The sequence below is a fragment of the Halobacteriovorax sp. RT-1-1 genome (assembly GCF_047085455.1).
Taxonomy (GTDB): domain Bacteria; phylum Bdellovibrionota; class Bacteriovoracia; order Bacteriovoracales; family Bacteriovoracaceae; genus Halobacteriovorax_A.
The window spans coordinates 1,269,361-1,294,225 of the sequence record NZ_JBKIXZ010000001.1 but is presented as its reverse complement, the minus strand read 5'-3'; the positions used below and the strand labels follow the sequence as shown (position 1 = coordinate 1,294,225).

The window sequence follows — 24,865 nt, the reverse complement described above, 5'->3', positions numbered from 1 at the left end:
AAATGGGATTATTTAACGATCGCAAAAGTGAAAATGGAAAAGAATTTGTACCTGTATGGTTTATGAGACAAGCTGGGCGCTACCACGACCACTACCAAGGTATGAAAAAAGATCATACATTCATGGAGCTATGTAAAAAACCAGAGCTTGCATGTGAAGTAACAATGGGCCCAATCAATGACTTTAAATTTGATGCGGCCATTCTATTCTCAGATCTACTCTTCCCTCTAGAGCAAATGGGAATGGGCCTAGAGTATGCTCCAGGACCAAAGCTTGAAAAAACTCTAGAAACTGTTGCAGATGTAAAAGCACTTAAATTCTTAGATAGCGCAGAGAACTTTTATAAATTCCAAGGAGAAGCATGTACTCTTCTTAAAGATGCTCTACCAAGTAACAAGACACTTCTAGGTTTCGTAGGTGCTCCTTTCACTCTTTATACATATGCAGTTGAAGGATCTCATGCTGGTGCCTTATACAGCTCAAAAATTGGTCTATATGACGGACGTTGGGATGCATTTGTCGATCTACTTCTTCCAGAACTACTAGGAGAAATGAGAGCTCAGGCCATTGGTGGCGCAGACGCAATGTGTCTTTTTGATACAGCAGCCGGTGAGCTTAATTTTGAAGATTACACTCAAAAAGTACTACCAGTACTTAAGAAAGTAACTGCTGAATTCAAAAAAGAATTCCCAAATAAGAAAGTAATTTACTACTCAAAAATGACTCACCTTAGATACCTACAGGCGATTGAAGATGACAATATTGATGTACTAGGTATCGATTGGCGTCATGACCTTGGTCATGTTTTAAATACTCTAGGAAATGACTATTATATTCAAGGAAACCTTGAACCAGCTTATCTAGGACTTCCATGGGAGACTCTTGAGAAGAAGTGGATGGACCTATATGAGTCAGTGCAAAATGCTAATGCGCCGATGAATAAATGGATTTGCGGTCTTGGACACGGATGCCTTCAGTGGATCGATCAAGAAAATGTACGTAAAAGTGTTGATTTAATTCAAACAAAATTTCAATATTAATTATTTGGGCGCAAAGCGCCCAAACTCCCTTCCTAGACGTCTTCTCCAACATCTGTGTAAGAAGATAACAGAATCTATCTCTATTTTAATTATCTGATTGGCCCTAAAATAATTTAGTTACAGTTATAAAATAACCAAGGAAGGTTAGATGAAAATTACACGCAAGATTTGTGTTCAGTTACTAGCAGGACTCTCACTACTTACAATTAATACTCATGCGTTTGAGCACAACTACATCGTGACAGGAAAGGACTTATTCCAGTCAACGCAAAGTCTACACTCGAATCTGCAAATTGATATTATTAAGGTTGAAAAAGACCTTGTTATTGCTAAGACAAAAATTATGAGCGAGCAAGCTGAGATCTCTCACCTTGCACACGAAGAGCATCAAAGATGTGGTGGTTTCTTTGCGTTTCAAACGAAAGAAGAAGCACTTCAATTCGTAAAAGAACAAAAAGAAAACTCAAATATTAATGCATTCTTAGCTGATTACACAATCAACCAAGAAGATCTTGTTAGATCGGCCATTGCAAATGCAAAAGAAAGCTCAATAAGAAGTGTTATTGAAAAGCTTTCTAGCTACAATAACAGATATTATAAATCTGAAACAGGTGTTGATTCTCAACAGTGGCTTAAAGATCACTGGACAAGCCTAACATCACACCGTTCTGATATTAGTGTTGATTTCTTTAACCACTCTTCATACCCACAACCATCAGTTATTGCGACAATCAAAGGTAAGAGTGATGATGTTATTGTAATCGGTGGTCACGGTGACTCAATCGCAGGTTGGTGGGGACGCACAAACGCTCACGCACCAGGTGCCGATGATAACGCTTCAGGTGTGGCAACGGTTACTGAAGTTTTAAAAACACTAGCTCAAAGTGGTTACCAACCTGAAAAAACAATTATGTTCATGTCTTATGCTGCCGAGGAAGTTGGTCTTCTTGGTTCTAAAGAAATTGCACAAACTTTTAAAAGACAAGGTAAGAACGTTGTTGGTGTTATGCAACTTGATATGACAAACTTCAATGGTTCAAACGATGACATCACAATCATCACAGATTATACAAACGAAGCACAAAATAACTTCCTAGGTTCTCTATTAGATAAGTATCTTCCAGAACTATCTTGGGGACGTGATACTTGTGGTTATGCTTGTTCAGATCATGCTTCATGGACTGCTCAAGGCTTCCCTGCTTCAACACCATTTGAAACTCGCAAACGTGAAATGAATGGAAAAATCCACTCATCTCGTGACACTCTAGATAATATGGGTGGAACAGCTGATCACGCTCTAAAGTTTGCGAAACTAGCACTAGCATTCACAATCGAACTTGATAGATAGGATATCTCTCGACTTTGATCAAATAAAAAAAGCCAGCTTATGCTGGCTTTTTTTTTATTTAAATTCAATCGATAGTGGACAGTGATCACTTCCCATAACATCTGGCTGATGCCAGCAGTTTTTCACACGAGAAACAAACTCATCAGTTGACCAGAAGTAATCAATACGCCAGCCTACATTCCTTGCACGACAATCTCCGCGGTAAGTCCACCAAGTGTAGTGGCCATTCTCTTCAGCAGAAGTGTACTCGCGAAACAAATCAGTAAAGCCCTGGGCCTTAAACTCATCCATCCATTCGCGCTCAATAGGAAGAAAACCAGTCGTCTTTGTATTTGTCTTTGGATTTGCAAGATCATTTGCCGTATGCGCGGTATTATAATCTCCACAAATCACAACTTCTTTTTTCGTCTTCTTCTTTAGAGCTAATGCTTTATCAGCAACAGCACGACAAAAGTTTAACTTATATGGAACTCGAGCGTGATCTCTTTGTCCATTTGGAAAGTAACAATTAAAAAGAATGTAATCATCAAATTCAGAAATGATCGTTCTGCCTTCACAATCGAACTCAGGAATACCAAGCCCTATCGTGTGCTTAACATTGATCCCCTTTCGAACCCAAGTAGCAACACCTGAATACCCCTTCTTTTCAGCAGGAGCAATTAGCACTTCGTGGTTATCAGGATTATTTAAGCGATCACTTAATTGTTCAGGTAATGCCTTCGTTTCTTGAAGACAGATTACATCTGAATTATCTTCTAAATACCAATCGTAAAAACCTTTTTTTTCGCAGGCCCTAAGACCTGCGACGTTCCAACTAGAAATTTTAGTCAAAACTAAGCTCCTAAGATCGAGATACCAGAGTCAACGTAAAGAACTTGTCCAGTAACACCGTTAGCAAGACGAGAACCTAAGAATACCGCTGCTCCACCAACATCTTCTTGAGTAACATTACGACGAAGTGGCGACTTCTCTTCAACATCATTTAGGAAACCTTTAAGCCCTGGAACACCAGAAGCAGCAAGAGTTCTAATTGGACCTGCTGAAATACAGTTTACGCGAATTCCTTCTGGACCTAGATCATCTGCAAGGTATCTCATTGTTGATTCAAGAGATGCTTTGGCAACACCCATTACATTGTAACCATTAAGAACCTTAACTGATCCGTGGTAAGTAAGAGCGATAACTGAACAATCTTTTGCCATAATAGGCTTTAGAACATTACACACACCTAGTAGTGAGTATGCTGAAATATCTTGTGCCATCTTGAAACCTTCACGGCTTGTTTTATGGAAGCGATCTTTAAGATCAGTTTTATCAGCAAATGCTAGAGAGTGAACGATTACATCAACCTCTCCCCATTTTTCTTTTACGATTTCCGCCATCTGAGTCATATGATCTTCATTTTGAACGTCTAGTTCAAATGTAAACTCTCCACCGATTTGTTCACTTAGTGGCTCAACTCTTTTTTGAAGTGCTTCATTAAGATATGAAAACGCAAGACGTGCACCTTGTTCTTTCATTTGTGTTGCAATTCCCCATGCAATTGACTTGTCATTTGCAAGTCCTAGGACAAGAACTTTCTTTCCTTCTAAAATTCCCATTTATTACTCCATTTCTATTTAGTTATTTATTATTTAATAAATTTGTATCCGACAGATCGGATACTTATTATATGTTTTGGTTCCTTAGGGTTCTCTTCAAAGTATTTTCTAAAACGTACAATGAAGTTGTCAATGGTACGAGTATTTGAATCCTTTTTGTAGCCTAATAATTCAAGTAACTCACCGCGCGTAACCACTTCACCCTCATTTTGCGTTAAAAGTGTCAAAATCTTCACTTCCTGCTCTGTTAGAGTATATTCCTCTCCCTGGCAGAGTGCTTTAAAGTCAGAAAAGTGTATTTCATTGGCCCCAAATTTATATATAGTGACTTCCTTTTTTGTCCAACTAGAGCGCTTTAAAAGACGCTTTACTCGCAAGATGAACTCATCTAAGTTAAAAGGCTTCGATAAGTAATCATCAGTACCTAAATTAAAACAGCGCACTTTTGATTTCGAGCTATCCTTTGCCGAAAGAACAAGAACTGGTGTTTTCTCATTAATCTCTCGTATTTGCACAAGAATATCCTCACCACTTATTACCGGAAGCATGAGATCCAAGACAACTAAGTCAAACTCTTGATCCTTATAAAATTTGATTCCCAAATCTCCTCGATTTGCATGAACGACTTCATAGCCTTCTAATTCGAGGTTTAAGATAATACCTTTCGCAATATTTTGCTCATCTTCAATAAGTAAAATACGACTCATTTAACTAACCCTATTTTTAAATAATAACTTTAATGTCATCCCCTGATCGACACCTTCACTTTCAGCGCTAATGCGTCCTCCATGAATTTTCATAATTTGAGTGGCCATATAAAGTCCGACACCACTTCCCTTTGATGACTTTCCAACTTGGTAGAATTTTTTAAAAATATTTTTCAAATCTTTTTCTTCTACACCATCACCATTATCAACAAAGAAGAGTTCACTAAAACGTTTCCCTTTTTGAAAGATGATCTCCATTGTCTTCACTTCTTTGCTATTGTAGCGAATTGCATTAGTCAAAATATTCATTAATAGAATATCAAAAAGCTTGCTATCAAATTCGATTGATTCTTCATTATCAAGATGTACAAACGATATATCAAGCTCAGAGAAATTATGACGATTACGATGAACAAACTCTTCGATTGTCTGGCGGATATTGATTTGTCTTAAATCAGGCTCAACTTTCTTTTCTTCGAGACGCCCAAGTTGAAGGATTTGCTCAATATTATCACCAAGTCTTTCTGTATCATGTCTCATAATATCGAGATATTCCAACTGCTTTTCTCTCTCAAAGCTATGACGTTTTAAAGTATCAATAAAGATTGCAATCGAAGCAACGGGAGTCTTTAGTTCGTGAGTAAATCCATTAATAAAGTTTTGCTGCATACGATAGAGCTGGCGAAGTTTTTGGTAATAATAAAAAACCATACTAAAGCCAACGATAATAAGTGAAACTAAAATAGACAGAATTAAGATCATTACCCATGTTTCAGTTTGTTGGAACTGAACAAGAGGAATATTCGACTTCTTAACAAAGTCCGTTAACTTGGCATTAACCTCTAAGTAAGAAGAAATATAGAGATATAAAGAAATACCTAAGGCCACCAAGCTCGATATAAAGATAAAGAGCGGGTGAATAAAAAATGGACCGCGTTTAATAAGTGACATATTGCAAATATTAGCAATTATTGGCACTATTAGTTAAGAAAATAATAAAAGAATTTCTATCGAGGACAACTATGCAAGACATCGCTCAATTTATTGACCACACTTTATTAAAGCCTGAAGCAAGTAGCCTACAAATTAAAAAGCTATGCCAAGAAGCTAATGAGTATGGCTTTAAATCAGTTTGTATAAATCCAAGTAATATCCTCGAAGCAAGGAAGCATATTGACCCAAGTAAGTCACTTATTTGTACAGTTATTGGTTTTCCACTTGGCGCCATGACGACAGAAACAAAGGTTTTTGAAACTAAAGATGCCATCGAAAAAGGTGCTGATGAAATTGATATGGTTCTAAATATCGGAAGGCTAAAAGAAGGTAATCTTGAGTACGTTGAACAAGATATCGCCGCAGTGGTTAAGGCGGCAAACGGAAAAGTTGTAAAGGTTATCTTTGAAACATGTCTTTTAAATGAAAAAGAAATTCGTTTAGCGGCCAAAGCATCCATAAGTGCTGGTGCTAGCTTCATAAAAACATCAACTGGATTCTCAAGTGAAGGAGCTAATCCTGAAGTCGTCTCAATAATGATTGATGAGGCTCAAGGAAAATGTGAAGTTAAAGCCTCTGGTGGGGTTAGAAGTCTTGAGGATGCACGTAAATATCTAGAAATGGGTGTAAAAAGACTAGGAACGAGTTCTGGTGTCGCGATCATGGAAGGTGAAAAAAATATCACAACTTCTTACTAATGTGTAAGTTTGCATCTTAGTATGCTATTGATAGAAGTAGATGAGAGAGAGGGACTCACACAAGGAGTTTTCATGAAGTCTATTTTGCTATCAGCAACTGTAACTTTAGTTTCAATCAAGGCGTACGCAAGTCTGCCATGTGAGCAACTCGACCAAAACCTGGCTTATGAAAACACTCGCGAATTCATAAGTATCAAAAAGAAAATCACAGAAAATTCTCAAGTAAATGATGACATTCGAAATCGAATTAAATCACTTATTAAGAACACGAGAAATTACTACTTCAAATCAGGATGCCAAAACCTAAGACATCAGCAGCTTGGGATTTTATTAGAGCTTAATGAACTGAAGAAGTTATAAGATTTTCTTTACCCTTGCCTACCTACTATTGCGCCAAGCAAAGTGCCACAATGACTTTAGAGTCATTTAGGCCAAGGCCAGGAAGGGTTATATGGAGAGAGTCACACACCAATTAACAATTTCAAAACATGCAAAAAAGCGCCTGCTTGAGCGCCAAATTCACTTTAGCGAAAATGATTATAGCCGCTTAAATGAAGCTGCTCATAAATTGAAGTTAAAAGGCGTAAAGGAATCCTTAGTTATTACTGACGATGCAGCCTTTATTCTCGATATCGATCGCTACTGTTTAATAACAGCAGTAAATAAAGACGAACTTAGTGATAATATTTTCACTAAAATTGATGCAACAATGATCTTATAGCTCATTCCAATAATTTGTTGGTAATTCACCTTTTCGAGCTAACTCACTTGCAAGGTTTGGAACCGCACCGCCAAATACTAACTCATCATTTTCAATTTCAAGAACTGAAGTCGTAAGGATATTATTTCCTTCCATATTATTGACTTCCAGCACTTGCGTAACTTTTCTACGGCCGTCATCAGTACGTCCTAATTGAATAATGAAGTCAACTGCTGTCGAAATATACTTTCTAACAACATGATAAGGAAGATCAAAGCCTGCCATTAAAAAGAGGGCCTCTACTCTTTGTAAACATTCCACAGGAGAATTGGCGTGAATCGAAGTCATACTTCCATCATGTCCAGTGTTCATTGCCTGAATCATATCAAAAACTTCAGCTCCCCTTACCTCACCAATAAAGATACGATCTGGTCTCATACGAAGTGTATTCTTAACAAGTTGGCTCATCGAAAGCCCCTCTTGTCCACTTGTTAGCCCGGCCTCTAGCCTTACACAATTTGTATTAGGAACAACTAACTCGAGAGTATCTTCGATTGTAATGATTCTCTCATCAGGAGAAACTTCCTTAAGAAGCATATTCATAAATGTCGTCTTACCTGAACCAGTTCCACCAGAGATAAGAATGTTTTTCTTGGCCTTAATAAGTGATTTGAAGAAAGGAATATATTTTTCATTAATTCCAAAAAGCTGAGAGTGCTTATCGAGTTGGAAATTATTTGAAAGATATTTTCTAATAGTGATTGAAGTACCTTGAGATGCATATGGTTCACTAATAATATTGATACGTGAACCATCTGGAAGTCTTCCATCTAAGATAGGATTTTCGTTTGAAAATTTCTTCTTATTAAATAGTGCCACTTCATTTGAGAAATCGAGAATATCTTTCTTATTAAGAGGTACGTTAAGTCCAATAAACTCTCCTCCTCTTTCAACAAAAACATTCTTTGTTCCATTGATTACAATTTCAGAAATCCCCTTTTTCGTTGAAAGGTCTTCTAACATTTTCCATACACTATTTTCTGCCATACTCTTCCTTCTTCATACTGAACAAAACTGACTTACACAGTCTTAGATGCAATTAAATCAGTATCTCCAATACTTAAGGCGTAATTAATTATATTTTTTTGTAATTGATACTTTTGATCAGTAGCAAGCATCGACTCTATTGTATCAAAGCTTTGTTTCGCTCTAATTAATCCAAAGAGCTTCTCCTCTCCTAAATATTTTAGAAAGTGAACAAGCATAAGGATAAGGATATCAATGCGGATATTACGATTTTTTGAAAGAGATAAAAGCTGATCAATTCTTCTATCCGGAAAGTATGGATGATCTTCAATCTTTTCAATATCAGACTCATAACAAGATACTTTTAAATACATTCCAAGTGAAATTAGGCGCGAATACCCACTTACTGTTTTGTCACGAAAACGAGATTCTATTTTTTTAATATCTTCGATCTCTTCAATAACGACAGCATGCGGATGATTGCTATTATAGAGAAAGTTCATATAGTAGGCCAAGAGACGATCACGAATACCGTGCCAGCCATACTTCTTCACAAGAGAAGTTAAATCTGTTTCTTCACCGCCATTTAAAATACGATAAAGAATCCTACCCATAGCAGGAGATTCAAAAATAAATCTTTGCAAATCGACAGATGTGTTACTTGAACTTGAAACATCACTTATTAGTAACTGACAAAATCTATCGGGAAGCTCTACATAATCTAATTCCATAAAACTATGATAAATGAGATTTAGATGAGATTCCAGCTTTATATTAGTAAGGAGCTCCTGTTATAATGAATCTATGAAAACACCTATTCTAGAAGAATTCAAACTCAAGGCAATTGATAAGGAAGAAATTAAGACGGCACTTAAAACGTACCGAGTTGGTCATCAGCCTCTCTATCTCGATGCATCGAAATTACAGAGGGATCGACTAATAAAGCTTCTTGGGCTTTTATCAAATGTTTTAGAGGAGCAAAATCTTTCACCAAAATTCCCTTATCCTTTCTATGTGATAACGGATGTTGAAGATATTTGGACGCGCTTTCCAATCTTTAAATCTCTTGAAGATCTACCAAAGTACTATCAATTTGAAGCGGCAAGGCCAACTAATAAAGAGCAAAAAGTCTTAGACTTCATTGATATCTCAGCTTCAAATATAAGAAATGAAGATGTACAGTTATGTCTTGATGAGTTTGGACGTACAATTGCATCCCAAAGGATAATAAAAGCACTTGCAAAAGAAGGTGCAAAACTTGAGAAATTAATTTTAATCTTGGAAGACGAAAATGTCAGATAACGATAACAACGACTTAAAGAAAATTGACCAACATATTAAAAAAGTCTTAGGTGATGAATTTGCACCAATTCCTAAAAAGCAATCTTCTGGTAGTGAAGAACATAAACTGACGAATTTTCTCGATATTGAAAAGAATCGCATTAAACAGCTAAAGGACTTCTTTCAAACGAGAGTTCCAAATGTGATTGAATTGAATCAATTTGATGAGCTCATGCAAGAATTGGTTGAATATAATGACCAACTTCGTGCAAAAGTGTTAAAAAAGACAGTTCTAAAAGACTCAAAGTTTAGTCTAAACTTAAAGCAAATATTTAATAAAACTTTTATCGAATAGGAGAAGTGAATGAAGAAGTTTTTTATGATGGCGCTTATTTGTGCATCAACACTGGCAATGAAACCAGCTACAGTTGAAATTTCGGGTGAAAATGGTGGCCGTTTAAATGGTAAAGCGTGGTCGTCAACTGAATTAAAAGACAAAGTTCACGTACTCTTTTATGTTGATCCAGATGAAAAAGATTTAAATAACCATGCTTCAGAAGCACTAGCTCGTGAAAAGTTTGACCGCACTAAATATGCCTCAGTTGCAGTAATTAATATGGATGCAACTTGGCTTCCAAACTCAATCCTAGAGGGTGCTTTAGAAGATAAGCAAAAGAAATACCCAGATACAATTTACGTAAAAGATCTTGAAAAAGTAATCGTAAAAAAATGGAAAGGAATCGTAAAAGATGACGATTCGAATATCCTTGTCTTTGATAAAAAAGGTAGCTTAGTTTACAAGATCAATGGCAAAGCAAGCGAAGCTCAAGTGAAAGAGATGATTACAATTATCAAAAAGAATATGTAGTGGTAGGTGCGAAAGCACCTACTCTTTTATAACTGTCGTGGAGTTCATCAAGACAGGATAAGTTTTTCTAAGTTTCTTCCCATTTTTTAACAGATAAGGCCACTCAACAACAACTTCACTTACCTTCTCGTCACCAAGGCCAATATGTATATAAGATGTACTCTGAGGTTGGAATTGGCCAAATGATGGATAATGCTGACGAGTATATGTATTACCTTTATTCGTATCAGCTATGATTTTAGCTCCATAAGCTTCTCTATTTGAATTCTTTCCTACTAATTTTAGCTTTATATAATTCTTCTGTGGTAGTCGATTTTCAAAAAGATATACTCTAGGCTGAATTCTAAAATCACGAGTATTTGTCTGAATCGTTAAGATATCCATTCGTCCATCATCATTAAAATCAAACACTACTGTTGAGCTAGGGTTAACAATATCAATACCAAGATCCGGGCCTCGGTTAACTAACTCATGATCTCTTTCTTGCACAAAAGACACAAGCCTTGAGTGAGGAGGAAACCCTGAATTATCAACGAGTAGATCAATAAGGCCATCATTATTCAGATCAGTCCAAAGTCCTCTCATATCACCTTGGTTCCAATTCGCCTTCGCCTCATCATTTGTATACTCTGTACGAATAAATGAAATACTTTTAAGCCCTTTATTAGTTAAAATACTTGAGCGATCACGAGACTCTAAGTCCAGAGAGTGCGAGATTTCTCCCATGGCAATATCATAATAGCCATCATTATTATAATCGCCACAAATTGCAAAAGTTGAATTTCCGCCATTAAAGCGGCCACCACTTGTGATAGCATCCATACTATATCCGGAGCTCACTCCTGCATCAGTATAGACGATACTCTTTCCACGCTTTGTGGAAAGCCACAACTTATTTGGATGGCCTGCAGAATTACTTGTTAAAATGTCTGCGAAACCATCATTATTTATATCGCAAATACTTGAAGAAAATGTAGGGGCTACATTAATATAAGTATTGCCTCTTTCTTCTAATTCACTTGTTAGTGCTCCCGAGATTTCAGAAATTTTTCCATTCTTATAAGTAAAAAGTCTATTTTCAATTGTTTTGCCCTCTTCGTTGCGATCAAACCAATTGGCCACAAAGAAGTCTAAAAAACCATCATTGTCATAATCAAAGATATTTACGTTAGAGATTGGCGCTATAAAATCAAAACTAGTTTCACTAAATTTTCTAAAAACAATTCCATTATTTCGCGATGGACTACCTTTGTAAGAAACAAGTGGCTTTTTCGTCAATGCTGACTTTTGATTATGAATTCCCGTAATTACATCTACAATGCCGTCCTTATCGAGGTCTACAAATTGCATGAATGTAACCTGAACATCATCTTCAAAGTAAATATTCTTAGCTTTTACAAATCCATCGTCTGTCGCAAGATAAAATTGAGGAACAGAATAATTCCCATTTAAAAAGACAAGATCTTCTCTTCCATCACCATTTATATCGTAAACATAAACACGTGATGCCTTAATACCATCAAGACCAAGCTTTTGAGTTACATCGACAAATTTCGAACTTGCCTTTGTTGGCCCATAGTTAAGTTTGACTTGTTTTGCTTTCGATTTTTTTTCTTTCTTTTTAAAGACCTTACTTGAACATGAAGTAGCAATTAGGGCCGAAGAAAGTAGGAGTAAAGAATATTTCATATGAATATTCTAATAGGCCCTAGCATTTTTTACTAGGGCCTAAGAGATTATTTTTTAATTGTAATGAGAAATAATTAGAAATTAATGATATCTAGGCCGTATCCATCATTTGCACAAACTTGATCAGAAGTTTCTTTAACAACTTTGTCATCGTGTGAAGTCATTGCCTTAAGATTTGTCACAACTACTGCTCTTGCATCTTTTAGTGCAACACGAGCAAGGTTAAGAGCATAGTCTTTCTTATCTTGTTCGATCTTATCACTATTAAGAATTGAAGTTGTACGAGAAATTACAGCAAGCATTACATAAAGATTCATTGCCATTTCAGCAATTCTCTTTTGTGGAAGCTCGTTACCGATAATATTCTTACCATACTTCATAAGAGTGTTTTCAACTTGAATCGCGAATTGACCAAGAAGAGAGTTAAACTTCCCTGCTTCTTTATCAAGTTTTGCGTGATGCTTAGTAATTAGTCGCTGACCAATCATCTTTGATAGACGACCTTTAGCAAAGTTAGTTAAAACACCTACAGACTTAATTGGATCTTGAAGAGCTTTTGATACATCAGCTGCTTTTCCAAGAGCTTTCATACTTTCAGATGGATTTCTAATACCAGAAAGAGCAAGGAAGATTCTTAAAATTTCGTTTGTTCCTTCAAAGATCATATTAATACGAGAGTCTCTCATAATTCTTTCATATGGATACTCTTTCATATAACCGTTACCAGCAGCAATCTGCATTCCTTGGTCAACAACTTCCCAAAGAGATTCAGAACCATAGATCTTACATACAGCAGTCTCAAGGTAGTAGTCGTTAAGACCTTTACACATATTACCAGTTGTCATGTATACGATTGACTCTGTTGCATAAATTCTTGCTGCCATAAGAGCAAGTTTATCTTGGATAAGACCAAACTCAGCAATTGGTGCACCAAATTGCTTACGACCTTTAGCATGCTCAGTAGCAAGCTTTAGGATTGTCTTCATTCCACCTACACATCCAGCACCAAGAGAAAGACGTCCAGAGTTAAGAACGTTCATGGCGATTTTGAAACCTTTTCCAAGCTCACCTAGAATATTTTCTTTTGGAACGATTACTTTATCGAAGTATACTGCACGTGTTTCAGATGCACGGATCCCCATTTTGTTTTCTTTTTCACCAAATGAAAGACCTTCCATTCCTTTTTCAACGACGAAACAAGAAATTTTTTCTTTAATTTCACCGTCTACCTCATGATCTGTCTTACAGAACACAGAATAGAACTCTGCAGTACCTGCGTTAGTAATCCAAAGCTTTTGCCCTGTAATTGTATAAGTGCCGTCACCGTTATCAACGGCCTTTGTCTTAATTGAATAAGCGTCAGAACCTGATCCTGGCTCAGTTAAACAAAATGCTGCTAACTTTTCACCTGAAGCGAGTTGTGGAAGCCACTTTGCTTTCTGCTCCTCAGTCCCCTCGTTTAAAAGTGCACGGTAACCAATAGATTGGTGAGCACCGATCATCGTTGCAACTGCGCCATCAAAAGAAGCAACTTCAGCGAAAACGCGACTATAAAGAGTGTAGTCAAGACCAAGACCACCAAGATCTTCATGAACACCCATCCCAAAAAGCCCAAGCTCAGCTAAACCTTGCATTACTTCTGGTGGGATCACACCCTCATGATCCATCTTCTCACCGTCTAAAGTCCCCTCACAGAACTTGTTTACAGCGTTTACCATCTCACGACCAAAGTCTTGCTGCTCATCAGTAAAACCTGGGTATGGAAATACATTGTCTTCTTTAACTTCACCAAAGAATAGATCTCCAACAATGGAGTCCATCATTTGCTTTTCTTCACTCATCATTAAGTCCTTTTTTAAAATCCATCTATGTGGGTAGAAAATTGATTGACTGGAATTCCCTGACATTTTAGCACGACATTCGTCAAATAATCAAAGCAAACACTTACTTAAGTTTAACCGACATTTTAACTCGGTCAAAAAGCAAGAAAATTCTTACCGAATATATCAATGGTTGATGCTTTGGGTAAACAACCTTAAAATACTATAAGGTATTAAAATATAAAAACTTTCAAGAAGAAACTTAATGACGAAAAAGAAAGGATTCTTTTCTAAAATTAAATCAAAATTATCCAAAGATCAGGATGATGGGGAATTTATTGAGCATGAAGAAAATCTTCATGACGGTGAAGAGTATGAGTACGAGGAAGAGTACGAAGAAGAGTACGAAGAAGAGGACAACGGCGAAGTCTACGAAGAAGACGTCGACATTCCCCTACCTCCCGCCCCAACCCCAGACGCAGACCAGGTCTTAGAAGATCCCACTCTAGAAGTTTATATTGACGATCTAGAAGCTCACTCCGAAGAAGATGCCGGTTTTCTTTCTAAGCTAAAAAGTAAGTTAACTAACAAATCAACTAACGAAGCTGATGAAGAAGCTGACTCTGAAGATAGTGACGAAGAAGACGAAACTGAAGGATCAGAAAATAAATACAATGTCATGCAACGCATGCTTGATAAAATCAAATCAAAGACAGAAGACTTTGACTTATCAAGAGTTGGAAGTGGTCTTGGAAAAAGAACAAAAGGTCAACCAACTGGCGCACAATACTTTCTTCCTAACCTATTAAGTAATGAATCGCGCCCTAAGATTCATCATTATTTTTTAATTCTTTTAACTTGTGCCTTCTTATATCAAATTGGTAAATTTGCGGCCCTTTTCTTAAATGGCAAAGACGGTGGCGCAAAATTTCAAACAGATTTTAGTCGCCCTAATACTTACGATCACAATGCATCAATTGCTAATATTAGAAACTATAACCCATTCAATATTCAAGAAGATGAAAACGAAAAAACTGAAACAAAAGTTAAACGTCCGAAGAATGTTGTAAAGATCTGCCTTGCTGCTGATCAAGAATCAAGACTTGGTTTCAAACTCTTAAATACAATTGTTCTTCAAAACAGTGCCAAGTCTGTTGCAAGTGTTTCTAACCGTGGAAAGGTAGAAAATGTTCGTGTTGGTGGAAAGATCAATAATATAGCAGAGATTGGAAGTATCACACGCCAAAAAGTTATCTTTAAAAACTTAAGAACTGGTGAATGTGAATTCATTGCAAACGTTGACGAGAAGGCCAAGCGCTTTGCTCGCAAGGCCAACACTAAAATTCTTCCACCAAGTAGCGCCAAAGACGTAATGCCTGAATTTAACAAGGATATTAAAGTTGAAGGAAATAACTTCAAAATAAAGAAGGAACTACGTGACTCTCTTTTAAGTAATATTGGAGATGTTCTAACACAGGCCAAGGCCATTACAATTAAGAATCCAGATGGATCCCTATGCTTTAAAATGACAGAAGTGAAGCCAGGATCAATCTATTCATATCTAAATGTTCAAAACGATGACATAATTTGTGAAATCAACGGTGCAAAAATCGAAAATATGAATCAAATTATGGGAATGTTTGGAAAAATTAAGTCTACGGACTATTACGAACTCGGTATTAAGAGAAACGGAGTTCAACAAAGCTACAACTACAATTTTGTCGAATAATTATAGGGATCATGGATGAAGAAACTATTTTTAAATCTCTCAGCGCTATCTTTACTTTGTCTTGCAGCAGACCCTGCTCAAGCACAGTTTAGACAATTCAAATCAAAAACCAAGGTTAATCGCGATGCGAATCCTTCGGCAGCTAGCCTACTCGATAGCAGCAATGCAGAGTCAGGAAGTGATGCATTTGGAAGAACTGCAACTCAGCCTAAGAAAACTGATGATGCTTACGTTAACTTAAATCCAGAGACTGCTTTTGGTCCAGAGATTGTTACAAGTTTTGACTTCGAAGACACTTCTCTTCAAGACCTAACTAAGCACATGCAAAAACTTACAGGTTTAAATCTGATTATCGACAAAGACCTAAAAGGAAAGATTTCTATTTCTGCACCAACACCTATTACTGTTGGTGATGCATGGAAAGCATATTTAGCAGCACTGAATATGAATGGCCTAACGATGGTTAAATCTGGTGCATTCTACAAAATTGTACAAGCTAGAGATATTCGCTACATCCCTACTAAAATCTACACAGGTAACTATGTTCCAGAAACAGAAAACTACCTAATGAAGATTATTGCCCTTAAAAATATTGATTCGACAGAAGTTTCACGCTCGTTTAGACCATTTATGTCTCGTTACGGACGAATCATTGAAATCAAACAAACAAATACTATTATTATTCAAGATACTGGTTCTAATATTAATCGTTTAATGAGTTTAATTAAATTCATCGATGTTCCTGGCCACGAAGAAACACTACAGATCATCCCTGTTAAGAATACTTCGGCATCAGAAATTGCAAAGCTACTTGATAAGATTCTAAAAGATGATACTTCTAAGAAAACTGCCTCAAGAAGAAGCTCTGATGGTGGTGGACAGATCATCTCAAAATTAACGGCAGAGCCACGTACAAACTCGATTATTGCCATGGCAAACTCAAGTGGAGCAAAGAGACTTAAGGAACTAATCAATAAGCTAGATGTTGAATTAGTTGCTTCTAATAACGAACAAATTCATGTTTACTACCTCTACCACGGAGATGCTGAAGATATGTCTAAGACACTATCTGAGCTAGTAAGTGGATCAAAATCGAATTCTTCAAGCTCAAGAAGAACTTCTCGTTTTTCTAGAACAGCAACTGAAGATAATAACGAATTATTTAATGCAGAAGTTAGAATTACTGCAGACAAGTCTAATAATGCTCTTGTTGTAACTGCCTCTCCTACTGACTGGCTTACACTTGAAAAAGTTATTAAGAAACTAGATCAACCAAAAGACCAAGTATTTATCGAAGGTCTAGTGATGGAAACAAATATCTCAAAATCACGTGATCTTGGTGTCTCTATCGTTGGTGCATACGGATCAGGTGCTGCAGACCGTGCTGGTTCAATTCACGGAACTTCAGGTTCTGTTCTGACACAACTTATTTCTGGAACCTGGACATCAATTGGTGGTCTATTTGCCGGTGTTGGTCTAGGAAATGAAATTGAAACAGAGATCAATGGTCAAACAGTGAAAATTGATTCAGTAAACGCACTTATTTCTGCAATTGCAAGTAACGGAGACACAAACGTACTCTCTACTCCTCAATTATTAGTTCTAGATAATACTGAAGGTATTTTTGAAGTTGGTGAAAAGATTCCTGTACCTAAAGAGAGCCAGGCATCTAATGGTTCAACAACGACTTCACTAGACACACAAAATGTTACTTTAAAGATGAAGATAACTCCTCAAATTAACAAGGTAACAAGATATATCAAACTAAAAATTGACCAAAACTTTGAAGATTTCTCAAGTAGGGCCCTTCCTTCTGGTGTAGCATCAGTTGGTGTTGGTACAGTCGTAAGAAGTGCTGTAACAACTGTAACTGTTCGTGATCGCGACACAATTGCAATGGGTGGTATGATGAGAGACAAGACAACTGATTCAGTAAGTAAAGTTCCTCTACTTGGTGATATTCCAGTTCTTGGTTGGCTATTTAAGAATACGACGACACAAACTGAGAAACTAAATATGCTAATGTTCTTAACGCCAAAAATTCTTGATAACTATCAAGAAGATATTGCGAGTACAGTTAAAGAAAGCTTAAATCGTCGTGCTTCTCACCTAAAAGAGTTCCACGGTGAAAAAGATCCATTTAAGTCGACTGCTAAAGGTCTTTACAACAAGGCCCAAAAACAAGAGCAAGGTCCTCTTTATGATGAGCAACGTAACAAGTATTACAAGCAACAAAACCAAGATAGCGTGATGAATGACTCTGTTATTGAGCCTGGCTACAATGATGTCGTTCAGAAAGTAAATGCGAAGAAATCAGCTCCTAAGAAGGCCCCTGCTATAAAAGTAAAGTCTTCAGATAAAGAAGTTGTGATTAAGAAGTAATTTAAAAAGGCTTGATGTAAATGAGAAACCAAATGCTAGAAACATTTGAACACGGTAAAGAAAAGATTGGTGAGCTTTTAATTAAGCACACCTCTCTTACACGTGAGCAGTTAGATGAAGCACTAGAGATTCAACAAGAATCAGGAATGCTTATTGGTGAAATCTTACTTAAAAAGAACTATATTCACCCTCACGATATTACAAAAGTAATTTGTCACCAAATTGAAATACCATACGAGTCTGAAATTGATGTGGATACAATTGATCCTGAATTAATTACGAATATTCCAATTAATTATGCAAAGACGCAGGAGCTTATCCCAGTAATGGAAACTCCCCGCTTTGTTTCAGTAATTATTACGGATCCATTTAATTTTGATGCCATCAATGACCTAAGAGAAATTTTTAAAAAAGATATCCATATCTCAGTTGCCCAACCATTAAAAGTTAATGACGCAATTAATCGCGTGTATGAAAAAGCAAATAAGAATATGGTTCAGTCTCTTGAAGACGAATTTGATGAATCACTAGATCTTGACGGTCCGATTGATATCCTAGATGCTGGTGCGGATGAAGCCCCTGTTATTCGTTTTGTTAACTCGATTATTTTTAGAGCAGTAAAAGAGCGTGCAACAGATATTCATATTGAGCCGTATGAAAAAGAATCAATTTATCGTTTTCGTATCAATCGAGTTATGACGGAAGTCTTAAGACAACCGCTTAAAACACACTCTGCTGTAGCTTCACGTATTAAAGTTATGGCAAAACTTGATATTGCAGAAAAACGTCTTCCTCAAGATGGCCGTATTCCAATTAAGATGGCCGGTAAAGATATCGATATCCGTCTTTCAACGGTACCAGTTCAAAATGGTGAGCGTATCGTTATGAGGATTCTTGAAAAAGACAATAATATCCTTCAACTAGACCACCTTGGTTTCCACGGTAAGGTTCTTGATGATCTCGATGCCCTATCGCAAAGAAAAGATGGAATTGTTTATGTATCAGGTCCAACTGGTCACGGTAAATCGACAACTCTATTTGCGATGCTAAGTCGAATCAATACACCAGATCGAATGATTATTACAGTTGAAGATCCGGTGGAATACGAAGTACCTGGTATTTCTCAAATCCAGGTAAACCATAAGATTGAACTTTCATTTGCTAAAGCACTTCGTGCCATTCTTCGTCAAAACCCTGATGTTATCATGGTTGGGGAAACAAGGGATTACGAAACTGCAGAGATGGCGATACAAGCTTCAATTACTGGTCACTTTGTACTATCAACGATTCACACTAACGATGCATCGTCAGTACCAAACCGTCTGATTGATATGGGAGTGCAACCATTCATGATTGCCTCTTCTCTTTCTGGTGCTCTTGCGCAAAGACTTATTCGAACACTATGTAAGGAGTGTAAGAAGCCAAAAGATATTACTGACTTTGATCTAGAAGTACTAGGAATAGATAAAATACCTGAAGGTGCAACTGTGTATGAGTCCGTAGGTTGTCCAAGTTGTGACAATAAAGGCTACTCAGGTATGACTGTTGTCGCAGAACTTTTAATGATTAATGATGAAATTCGCTCACTTATTATTAACTCTGCTCCATCAGGGCAGATTAAAAAAGTTGCACAGAAATACGGGATGAAAACTCTTAGAGATGATGCCATTGAGAAAGTTATAATGGGAATCACTTCAATTGCAGAAATGAACCGTGCAATCAATATTGAAGGCGAAGACGAGAGTCAGGAACAATAAAGAAAAAGTAAAAAGAGTAAGAAGACATGGCCATATTTGATTACAAAGGTATCGATCGTACCGGAACTGAAAAGAAAGGTAATATCACAGCTGAAAACGAACAGGCGGCCAAGGCCAAAATTCGTGCTAAGGGTATTATGCTTACTGCGATAAAAGAACATAAGTCTTCTAGTAAGTCTTCTTTTGAGCTAAATTTCGGAAGTACCGTTTCAATCAACGACCTCTCACTTATGACAAGACAATTGGCCACTCTTGTTAAAGCAAAGATTCAAATTGTTGAAGCCTTCAATGCACTTATTGAACAGTGTGAGAACCCAAAATTAAAAGTTGTTCTCTCTGAGATTCGTCAAAAAGTAAATGAAGGTAGCTCCCTTGCCTCTGCATTCTCAGACTATCCAAAAATCTTTGACCATATTTATGTCAACATGGTTGAAGCCGGTGAACAGTCAGGTACATTAGATATTGTTCTACTTCGTCTTGCAGAATTTACAGAAGCGCAAGTTAAATTAAAAAATAAAGTTAAAGGTGCCATGATGTATCCAATCATCATGTTACTAGTTGGAGCCCTTGTTATGGGTGTAATTCTAGTTTTAGTTATTCCTAAGATTACAAAGATTTTTGTTTCGATGAAAAAAGAGTTACCTCTGCCGACAAAAATTTCAATTTGGCTATCAGGGTTTTTACAACAATATTGGTGGGCCGTAATAATTGGCGCCTTTGGTCTTTATTGGCTATTTAATCGCTATATTAATACAAAGAATGGCCGCGCAAAATGGGACTACGTGACTCTAAAGCTTCCAGTATTTGGTTCACTTATTACAATGGTGAACGTTTCACGCTTTGCTTCAACTCTTGCAACACTTTTAAATTCAGGTGTACCAATTCTTGCTTCAATGAAGATTGTTAAAAACCTAATTGGTAATGTCCATATGCAAGATGCAATTGAAAGCGCTCGTATTAATATATCGGAAGGTTCTTCCATGGCAGCGCCCCTTGCACAATCAGGATACTTCCCTATCATGGTTACACATATGATAAGCTTAGGTGAAAAATCAGGTGAACTCGAACCAATGCTTAACATCATTGCGGAAAACTACGAGGATCAGGTAGAATCTAAATTAAGTGGGTTAACATCTGTACTCGAACCTATTATGATGGTCGGCATGGGTGGAGCTGTTGCTTTCATTGTAATGTCAGTTGTCGTTCCAATGATGGAGCTAAACTCAATCAATTAAGCTTTTTAGAGGATATAGAAAAGAAGACATTTAAGGAGATTTTAAATGAAGTACAATTTTTTTAAACGCCAAGTAATGAAGAGTCAGGCCGGGATGACATTAATTGAAATCCTAATTGCCCTTACTCTAATTTCACTTATGGGGACATTTATTGCAGGTAAAGTTTTCGACTCACTAGAAGAAGGTCGTGTAAAATCTGCTAACATTCAAATGAAATCACTAGAGTCACTACTGAAAGACTTTAGAAGAAAGTGTAACTTCTACCCTACAACAGAGATGGGATTAGACGCACTTATCAACAAACCGTCTGGCGGACGCGAGTGTAAGAATTATCCACCAAATGGATTTATCGATGCGGATGAAATCCCATTAGATCCATGGGATATGGAGTATGTTTATACTTCAGATGGAAAGACTTACAACATCATGTCTTATGGTAATGATAACGAAGAGGGCGGAGAAGGTTTCGCTGCCGATATCTACTTAAGAGACAATAAGTAATCTAAAATAAATTAGGGAAACTATGCATAAGGCACATGGACAATCAGGTTTTACATTAATTGAAATTCTGGTATCCATGGCCTTAGCTTCCCTACTTCTTTACATGGTTGCAGGATCAACCTTTTCCTCACGCCGCAACCTAGATGATACGATTGAAAATGTTGAACGAGTTATTCGCTTCTCAAGTGATGAAGCGAGCTTAACAAATAAATTTCTACGCGTTGGTTTTGATTTAGAAGATATCGACCAAAAACTCTCTTTAGAAATGGCACAAAGTAATGACTTTGTAATTGATATGGATTCAACAAAGAATTACGATGACATGACTGATGAAGAGAAAAAAGAAGCAAATAAGAAAGGTCGCTTCATGCCTCTACCGGACTTTGATGCTAATGACTTCCGTCCAACGGGCGGTGTTCGCATTGTTGCAGTTGGCAGCACACTAACACAAAAATTACACATAACTGGCAAACCATATGTCTACTTTTACCCCACAGGTGAGAAAGATTCTGTTATAATTATTCTTGCAACTGAAGATGAAATGGTCGCACTATCAACAGAGCCATACAGTCAAGTAATCAATCGTGAGTACGTGGCCTTGGAAGATGTTAACTTCTCTAGTGACGACTTTATTGAAAAACTAACAACAAAAGCAGAAGAACTTTATAACGAATGGTTAAGCAATTAAAAAATAATTCTGGATTTACCCTCATAGAGGTTCTTATTGCACTTGCAATATTCGCTGTCTTTATAACTTCATATATCACTGCTCAAGGCCTAAATATTACAGATTCGATGGAGATGCGAACGGAGATAACTCTTCGTGAATATGGAATTGAAAAAATGAATGAGATTCTGGCCTACCCACCGGAGCTAAAAGATAGTATTACGATGAAGCCTGAAGTAGGGAAATTTGAAAGTAATGAAAATATTAGCTATAGCGTTGAATGGAAGAATTTTACGGTACCAGACTTCGAAAAGATAACGGGCTCTGAAACACCAGATGATGGTGACGATAGCAATAACTCAATTCAAAAACAAATCTTTGGTGTTGTTAAAAAGAACCTTGAAAAACTTATTTGGCAAGTTAGTGTCACTGTTAAAGATGATACTACAGAAGAAACGTTTACAATAAGTACGTGGCTTTCAAATGATAAATATAAAGTAGAGATAAACGGACTCTAGAAGATGAGAAGTTTTAAAACCGATCATATTCACAAAAATGAAAAGGGCTTCACATTAATTGAAGTTCTTATCGCTATCGCTATTTTATCAGTACTCATGACGGCCATTTATACAATCGTCGACAGCAGTGTTAACACGAACGATCGTGTTACTAAAGAAGACCGCGAGAGACTACAGTTAGAAATTGGAATGATGAGAATTGAAAGAGATATCGAACTCATCAACTCTCCTCTTTATTACGAATCGTCTAAAGCAGAAGATAACAAAGCTTTTGCAAAAATCTACAATGCCTCACAATCTCAATCGGGATCAAGGCTTGGAGGATCGTCTCAACAGCAACAGCAGCAACAACAATCAAGTAAATATGTGATGACTTCTCATATATATCAGAATAAGAATTTTGATAACTTATCGTCAGGAAATGTTCCAATTCCAATTTTACAAAATGAAGAGAAAGGTTCACTAGTTTTTCTATCTTCAGCAAACAGAAGACTTATAAAGAATATGAAGCAATCTAACTTAATGTGGGTACGCTACCGAGTGGTAACGACATCGACAGAGGGGCAAGAGGAAGAAGAAAAAAATACAGAAGCTCCATATTCCCTAACGAGAACAATCATTCCAGTTGATATTTATAATACTGAATTAGATTGGGAAAAAGCAAAAGAATATCCAGTAATAGAAAACTTAAGAGACTTTTCTTTCGAATTCTATAGTCCAGAAAAAGAAAAGTTTGTTTCATCACTTAGAGAATTAAATAAATTAAGAAATACTCCACGTCTTATTCGTATGAATATCGATTACGTCTCAAAGAATGGAGATGAAATACAAATTAATCGAACAATTAGAGTAATGTGGCCAGAGTTTGATGCAGCAGCAGACTTAAAGGAAAAGTATGACTTTAAAAAATAAGAAGACATTACTTAAGAATGAGTCTGGTATCGCCATTATTATGGTAACGACGGCCGTTGCAATTCTAACTGTTCTACTTGCTCAATTTACGTATGAGACAAAACTAAACAAAATCAGAATTGAAGGTCAAATCGATAAAGTACAAGCTAAGCTAAATGCTGAAGCAGGGCTTCATTACGCCTTGTCTGTCTTAAAGGTATATAGAGAAGCGTGGAACAAACTTGAAGATAACACTTCCCTTCAATCGACAATTTCTAAAAGTGATATTGAAGCTATTGCCACACAACCATTCGTTGTGCCAATTCCGGTTACGACTGAATTAAGTGCTCTTCAAAAAAATGCTATTGCAGAGTTTGAAAAAGAATCACTAATACAAGGATCAATTTCAGTTAGTCTTAAGCCTATAACAGGATTTCTTAATCCTAATACCCTAAGAGTAATCAAACCAATGAATGGAAGCTCTTCACAATCTTCCTCTGAGGCAAGTGGCCAACAGAGCTCGACAATAACACCTCATCAATTCATGGAGAAAACTTTTACAGAAATGCTTGAAACAACATTTAGAAATGAGATCGAAAATAATGAAGACTTCGCTCTTCACTACTCTAATCTTGATCCGAAACTACTTGTTAAAGAATTAAAGTACTTTGTTTCTGGTAAAGAAGATTATGATGAGCCAGAAAAAGCAGATATCCAGAGAACTTATCAAAACCTTGGTGTTGAAGCCAAACATGCTGCATTTGAAACAGCAGAAGAGCTTTACTCTCTTGCAGGCTGGGATGATGAGATCGTAAATCTTATAAAGGATCGAATTTCAATTCATAATGTTTCCGTAATTAATGTTAACGAAATTACAATCAATCAGCTTAAAGTTTTATTTCCTGAAATGTCTGACGTTGCTCTGGAAGAATTCTTTAAGTATCGTGATGGTGATGAGGAAAATGGAACTTCACCAAGTTCATTTAAAAGTGACAAGGACTTCAAAGAACTTATTACAAATCGTCTCGGAGCTGTCGAAGCATCAGACTTTGATAAAAGAATTAAAGAATTTGCTGACGCAGATATTATCATTGGTACAGGTGGTAAGCTTTTCAAATTAGAATCCATCGGTATGTATGCCGACACAACGTATAAGTTGACTGCTTTTATCGACTTACCAATCAAACCTCAGGCACCAACAACGACATCACAAGGACAATCTGGCCAACAAGCAGGTGGTTCACAGAATCCAGATGATGATGACGACCAAGGTAGTGGACAACAACAATCAAGTACAGGTCAACAAGGGCAACAGTCTTCAAGTAAGTACTATCTCCTGCGTCCAAGAGTTGTTGAGATACGCACCTACTAATGGCAAATTTTTCATTCAAAAAAAAACAGCAAAGTTATTGAA

At 36.8% G+C, this 24,865-nt stretch carries 25 protein-coding genes; 17 read left to right on the top strand and 8 right to left on the bottom strand.

The features are described 5' to 3' along the window. Positions 1-2: 2 nt before the first annotated feature. Both ACMAWV_RS06460 and ACMAWV_RS06455 read left to right on the top strand, forming a co-directional pair. A complete protein-coding gene (locus ACMAWV_RS06460; protein ID WP_103216835.1) occupies positions 3-1,040 on the top strand; it encodes a uroporphyrinogen decarboxylase family protein in 1,038 nt (345 codons plus the stop codon). Positions 1,041-1,188: 148 nt separating this feature from the next. Continuing rightward, on the top strand, positions 1,189-2,388 hold the full coding sequence (locus tag ACMAWV_RS06455; protein WP_103216834.1) for a M20/M25/M40 family metallo-hydrolase: 1,200 nt from the start codon (positions 1,189-1,191) through the stop codon (positions 2,386-2,388). Positions 2,389-2,442: 54 nt separating this feature from the next. Here the strand turns inward: ACMAWV_RS06455 and ACMAWV_RS06450 are convergent, their stop codons facing one another. The 4 genes from ACMAWV_RS06450 to ACMAWV_RS06435 are packed head-to-tail and all read right to left on the bottom strand — an operon-like array spanning position 2,443 to position 5,647. Next, positions 2,443-3,219, bottom strand: a complete 777-nt coding sequence (locus ACMAWV_RS06450) for an exodeoxyribonuclease III (RefSeq protein ID WP_392991453.1) — start codon at positions 3,217-3,219, stop codon at positions 2,443-2,445. A gap of 2 nt (positions 3,220-3,221) precedes the next feature. Beyond that, positions 3,222-3,989, bottom strand: a complete 768-nt coding sequence (locus ACMAWV_RS06445; RefSeq protein ID WP_103216832.1) for an enoyl-ACP reductase FabI — start codon at positions 3,987-3,989, stop codon at positions 3,222-3,224. A 29-nt stretch (positions 3,990-4,018) separates the two neighbouring features. Beyond that, positions 4,019-4,696, bottom strand: a complete 678-nt coding sequence (locus ACMAWV_RS06440) for a response regulator transcription factor (protein WP_103216831.1) — start codon at positions 4,694-4,696, stop codon at positions 4,019-4,021. Then, positions 4,697-5,647, bottom strand: a complete 951-nt coding sequence (locus ACMAWV_RS06435) for a sensor histidine kinase (RefSeq protein WP_392991450.1) — start codon at positions 5,645-5,647, stop codon at positions 4,697-4,699. A 71-nt stretch (positions 5,648-5,718) separates the two neighbouring features. Between ACMAWV_RS06435 and deoC the strand changes: the two genes are divergently transcribed. The 3 genes from deoC to ACMAWV_RS06420 all read left to right on the top strand — a co-directional run bounded on the left by deoC (position 5,719) and on the right by ACMAWV_RS06420 (position 7,108). Continuing rightward, positions 5,719-6,387 carry a deoxyribose-phosphate aldolase gene (gene deoC, locus ACMAWV_RS06430; RefSeq protein ID WP_412469714.1) on the top strand — a complete coding sequence of 223 codons (669 nt, stop codon included), beginning with the start codon at positions 5,719-5,721 and terminating at the stop codon, positions 6,385-6,387. A 72-nt stretch (positions 6,388-6,459) separates the two neighbouring features. Continuing rightward, positions 6,460-6,747: a hypothetical protein gene (locus ACMAWV_RS06425; RefSeq protein ID WP_103216828.1), complete on the top strand. Its 288-nt coding sequence runs from the start codon at positions 6,460-6,462 to the stop codon at positions 6,745-6,747. Between the two features lie 91 nt (positions 6,748-6,838). Beyond that, a complete protein-coding gene (locus ACMAWV_RS06420; protein WP_103216827.1) occupies positions 6,839-7,108 on the top strand; it encodes a TIGR02530 family flagellar biosynthesis protein in 270 nt (89 codons plus the stop codon). Here the strand turns inward: ACMAWV_RS06420 and ACMAWV_RS06415 are convergent. Next, positions 7,103-8,134 (bottom strand): CpaF family protein, encoded by a 1,032-nt coding sequence (locus ACMAWV_RS06415; RefSeq protein WP_412469715.1) that lies wholly within the window; start codon positions 8,132-8,134, stop codon positions 7,103-7,105. The two genes, ACMAWV_RS06420 and ACMAWV_RS06415, sit on opposite strands and share 6 nt — an antisense overlap. A 32-nt stretch (positions 8,135-8,166) precedes the next feature. Continuing rightward, positions 8,167-8,844 carry a hypothetical protein gene (locus ACMAWV_RS06410; RefSeq protein ID WP_103216825.1) on the bottom strand — a complete coding sequence of 226 codons (678 nt, stop codon included), beginning with the start codon at positions 8,842-8,844 and terminating at the stop codon, positions 8,167-8,169. Positions 8,845-8,917: 73 nt separating this feature from the next. Here ACMAWV_RS06410 and ACMAWV_RS06405 point away from each other — a divergent pair, with 73 nt between their 5' ends. Genes ACMAWV_RS06405 through ACMAWV_RS06395 form a run of 3 tightly spaced genes read left to right on the top strand, consistent with a single transcriptional unit; the run spans position 8,918 to position 10,262 of the window. Next, positions 8,918-9,415 carry a hypothetical protein gene (locus tag ACMAWV_RS06405; protein ID WP_412469716.1) on the top strand — a complete coding sequence of 166 codons (498 nt, stop codon included), beginning with the start codon at positions 8,918-8,920 and terminating at the stop codon, positions 9,413-9,415. Then, positions 9,405-9,749, top strand: coding sequence for a hypothetical protein (locus ACMAWV_RS06400; RefSeq protein ID WP_103216823.1), 345 nt, complete (start codon positions 9,405-9,407; stop codon positions 9,747-9,749). The genes ACMAWV_RS06405 and ACMAWV_RS06400 overlap by 11 nt, the downstream gene beginning before the upstream one ends. Before the next feature lie 9 nt (positions 9,750-9,758). After that, positions 9,759-10,262: a YtfJ family protein gene (locus tag ACMAWV_RS06395; protein ID WP_103216822.1), complete on the top strand. Its 504-nt coding sequence runs from the start codon at positions 9,759-9,761 to the stop codon at positions 10,260-10,262. 18 nt (positions 10,263-10,280) lie between these two features. Here the strand turns inward: ACMAWV_RS06395 and ACMAWV_RS06390 are convergent, their stop codons facing one another. Together ACMAWV_RS06390 and ACMAWV_RS06385 are read right to left on the bottom strand one after the other, a co-directional pair. Next, positions 10,281-11,951 (bottom strand): CRTAC1 family protein, encoded by a 1,671-nt coding sequence (locus ACMAWV_RS06390; RefSeq protein WP_412462779.1) that lies wholly within the window; start codon positions 11,949-11,951, stop codon positions 10,281-10,283. 74 nt (positions 11,952-12,025) lie between these two features. Then, the gene (locus tag ACMAWV_RS06385) at positions 12,026-13,792 is read right to left on the bottom strand and encodes an acyl-CoA dehydrogenase family protein (protein ID WP_158246782.1); all 1,767 of its coding nucleotides are present in this window, start codon (positions 13,790-13,792) and stop codon (positions 12,026-12,028) included. A 244-nt stretch (positions 13,793-14,036) separates the two neighbouring features. Between ACMAWV_RS06385 and ACMAWV_RS06380 the strand changes: the two genes are divergently transcribed. From ACMAWV_RS06380 to ACMAWV_RS06340, 9 genes are read left to right on the top strand one after another with little or no spacing between them, the layout of a single operon-like run. Then, a complete protein-coding gene (locus tag ACMAWV_RS06380) occupies positions 14,037-15,500 on the top strand; it encodes a hypothetical protein (protein ID WP_412462780.1) in 1,464 nt (487 codons plus the stop codon). Between the two features lie 15 nt (positions 15,501-15,515). Further along, entirely contained in the window at positions 15,516-17,882 is a 2,367-nt protein-coding gene (gene gspD, locus ACMAWV_RS06375; RefSeq protein ID WP_103216817.1) for a type II secretion system secretin GspD, read from the top strand. 20 nt (positions 17,883-17,902) lie between these two features. Then, positions 17,903-19,639, top strand: a complete 1,737-nt coding sequence (locus ACMAWV_RS06370; RefSeq protein ID WP_103216816.1) for a GspE/PulE family protein — start codon at positions 17,903-17,905, stop codon at positions 19,637-19,639. A 26-nt stretch (positions 19,640-19,665) separates the two neighbouring features. After that, complete coding sequence (gene gspF / locus ACMAWV_RS06365; protein WP_412462781.1) at positions 19,666-20,874, top strand: type II secretion system inner membrane protein GspF; 1,209 nt, start codon at positions 19,666-19,668, stop codon at positions 20,872-20,874. Between the two features lie 45 nt (positions 20,875-20,919). After that, positions 20,920-21,375, top strand: coding sequence for a type II secretion system major pseudopilin GspG (gene gspG, locus ACMAWV_RS06360; RefSeq protein WP_412462782.1), 456 nt, complete (start codon positions 20,920-20,922; stop codon positions 21,373-21,375). A gap of 22 nt (positions 21,376-21,397) precedes the next feature. Continuing rightward, positions 21,398-22,063, top strand: coding sequence for a prepilin-type N-terminal cleavage/methylation domain-containing protein (locus tag ACMAWV_RS06355; RefSeq protein WP_392991439.1), 666 nt, complete (start codon positions 21,398-21,400; stop codon positions 22,061-22,063). Further along, on the top strand, positions 22,048-22,560 hold the full coding sequence (locus tag ACMAWV_RS06350) for a prepilin-type N-terminal cleavage/methylation domain-containing protein (protein WP_392991437.1): 513 nt from the start codon (positions 22,048-22,050) through the stop codon (positions 22,558-22,560). Before ACMAWV_RS06355 ends, ACMAWV_RS06350 begins: the two co-directional genes overlap by 16 nt. Positions 22,561-22,563: 3 nt before the next feature. Next, entirely contained in the window at positions 22,564-23,472 is a 909-nt protein-coding gene (locus ACMAWV_RS06345; RefSeq protein ID WP_412469717.1) for a type II secretion system protein J, read from the top strand. Next, positions 23,456-24,823: a hypothetical protein gene (locus ACMAWV_RS06340; RefSeq protein ID WP_103216810.1), complete on the top strand. Its 1,368-nt coding sequence runs from the start codon at positions 23,456-23,458 to the stop codon at positions 24,821-24,823. The genes ACMAWV_RS06345 and ACMAWV_RS06340 overlap by 17 nt, the downstream gene beginning before the upstream one ends. Positions 24,824-24,865 lie beyond the last annotated feature (42 nt).

What these genes read in the sequence shown, in the direction of transcription:
- ACMAWV_RS06380 (WP_412462780.1), top strand. Translation starts at nt 14,037, where the DNA reads ATGACGAAAAAGAAAGGATTCTTTTCTAAAATTAAATCAAAATTATCC.
- ACMAWV_RS06350 (WP_392991437.1), top strand. Translation starts at nt 22,048, where the DNA reads ATGGTTAAGCAATTAAAAAATAATTCTGGATTTACCCTCATAGAGGTT.
- ACMAWV_RS06395 (WP_103216822.1), top strand. Translation starts at nt 9,759, where the DNA reads ATGAAGAAGTTTTTTATGATGGCGCTTATTTGTGCATCAACACTGGCA.
- ACMAWV_RS06345 (WP_412469717.1), top strand. Translation starts at nt 22,564, where the DNA reads ATGAGAAGTTTTAAAACCGATCATATTCACAAAAATGAAAAGGGCTTC.
- ACMAWV_RS06340 (WP_103216810.1), top strand. Translation starts at nt 23,456, where the DNA reads ATGACTTTAAAAAATAAGAAGACATTACTTAAGAATGAGTCTGGTATC.
- ACMAWV_RS06435 (WP_392991450.1), bottom strand. Translation starts at nt 5,647, where the DNA reads ATGTCACTTATTAAACGCGGTCCATTTTTTATTCACCCGCTCTTTATC.
- ACMAWV_RS06425 (WP_103216828.1), top strand. Translation starts at nt 6,460, where the DNA reads ATGAAGTCTATTTTGCTATCAGCAACTGTAACTTTAGTTTCAATCAAG.
- ACMAWV_RS06440 (WP_103216831.1), bottom strand. Translation starts at nt 4,696, where the DNA reads ATGAGTCGTATTTTACTTATTGAAGATGAGCAAAATATTGCGAAAGGT.
- ACMAWV_RS06355 (WP_392991439.1), top strand. Translation starts at nt 21,398, where the DNA reads ATGCATAAGGCACATGGACAATCAGGTTTTACATTAATTGAAATTCTG.
- ACMAWV_RS06400 (WP_103216823.1), top strand. Translation starts at nt 9,405, where the DNA reads ATGTCAGATAACGATAACAACGACTTAAAGAAAATTGACCAACATATT.
- ACMAWV_RS06445 (WP_103216832.1), bottom strand. Translation starts at nt 3,989, where the DNA reads ATGGGAATTTTAGAAGGAAAGAAAGTTCTTGTCCTAGGACTTGCAAAT.
- gspF (WP_412462781.1), top strand. Translation starts at nt 19,666, where the DNA reads ATGGCCATATTTGATTACAAAGGTATCGATCGTACCGGAACTGAAAAG.
- ACMAWV_RS06410 (WP_103216825.1), bottom strand. Translation starts at nt 8,844, where the DNA reads ATGGAATTAGATTATGTAGAGCTTCCCGATAGATTTTGTCAGTTACTA.
- gspG (WP_412462782.1), top strand. Translation starts at nt 20,920, where the DNA reads ATGAAGTACAATTTTTTTAAACGCCAAGTAATGAAGAGTCAGGCCGGG.
- ACMAWV_RS06370 (WP_103216816.1), top strand. Translation starts at nt 17,903, where the DNA reads ATGAGAAACCAAATGCTAGAAACATTTGAACACGGTAAAGAAAAGATT.
- ACMAWV_RS06420 (WP_103216827.1), top strand. Translation starts at nt 6,839, where the DNA reads ATGGAGAGAGTCACACACCAATTAACAATTTCAAAACATGCAAAAAAG.
- ACMAWV_RS06390 (WP_412462779.1), bottom strand. Translation starts at nt 11,951, where the DNA reads ATGAAATATTCTTTACTCCTACTTTCTTCGGCCCTAATTGCTACTTCA.
- ACMAWV_RS06405 (WP_412469716.1), top strand. Translation starts at nt 8,918, where the DNA reads ATGAAAACACCTATTCTAGAAGAATTCAAACTCAAGGCAATTGATAAG.
- deoC (WP_412469714.1), top strand. Translation starts at nt 5,719, where the DNA reads ATGCAAGACATCGCTCAATTTATTGACCACACTTTATTAAAGCCTGAA.
- ACMAWV_RS06385 (WP_158246782.1), bottom strand. Translation starts at nt 13,792, where the DNA reads ATGAGTGAAGAAAAGCAAATGATGGACTCCATTGTTGGAGATCTATTC.
- gspD (WP_103216817.1), top strand. Translation starts at nt 15,516, where the DNA reads ATGAAGAAACTATTTTTAAATCTCTCAGCGCTATCTTTACTTTGTCTT.
- ACMAWV_RS06455 (WP_103216834.1), top strand. Translation starts at nt 1,189, where the DNA reads ATGAAAATTACACGCAAGATTTGTGTTCAGTTACTAGCAGGACTCTCA.
- ACMAWV_RS06415 (WP_412469715.1), bottom strand. Translation starts at nt 8,134, where the DNA reads ATGGCAGAAAATAGTGTATGGAAAATGTTAGAAGACCTTTCAACGAAA.
- ACMAWV_RS06460 (WP_103216835.1), top strand. Translation starts at nt 3, where the DNA reads ATGGGATTATTTAACGATCGCAAAAGTGAAAATGGAAAAGAATTTGTA.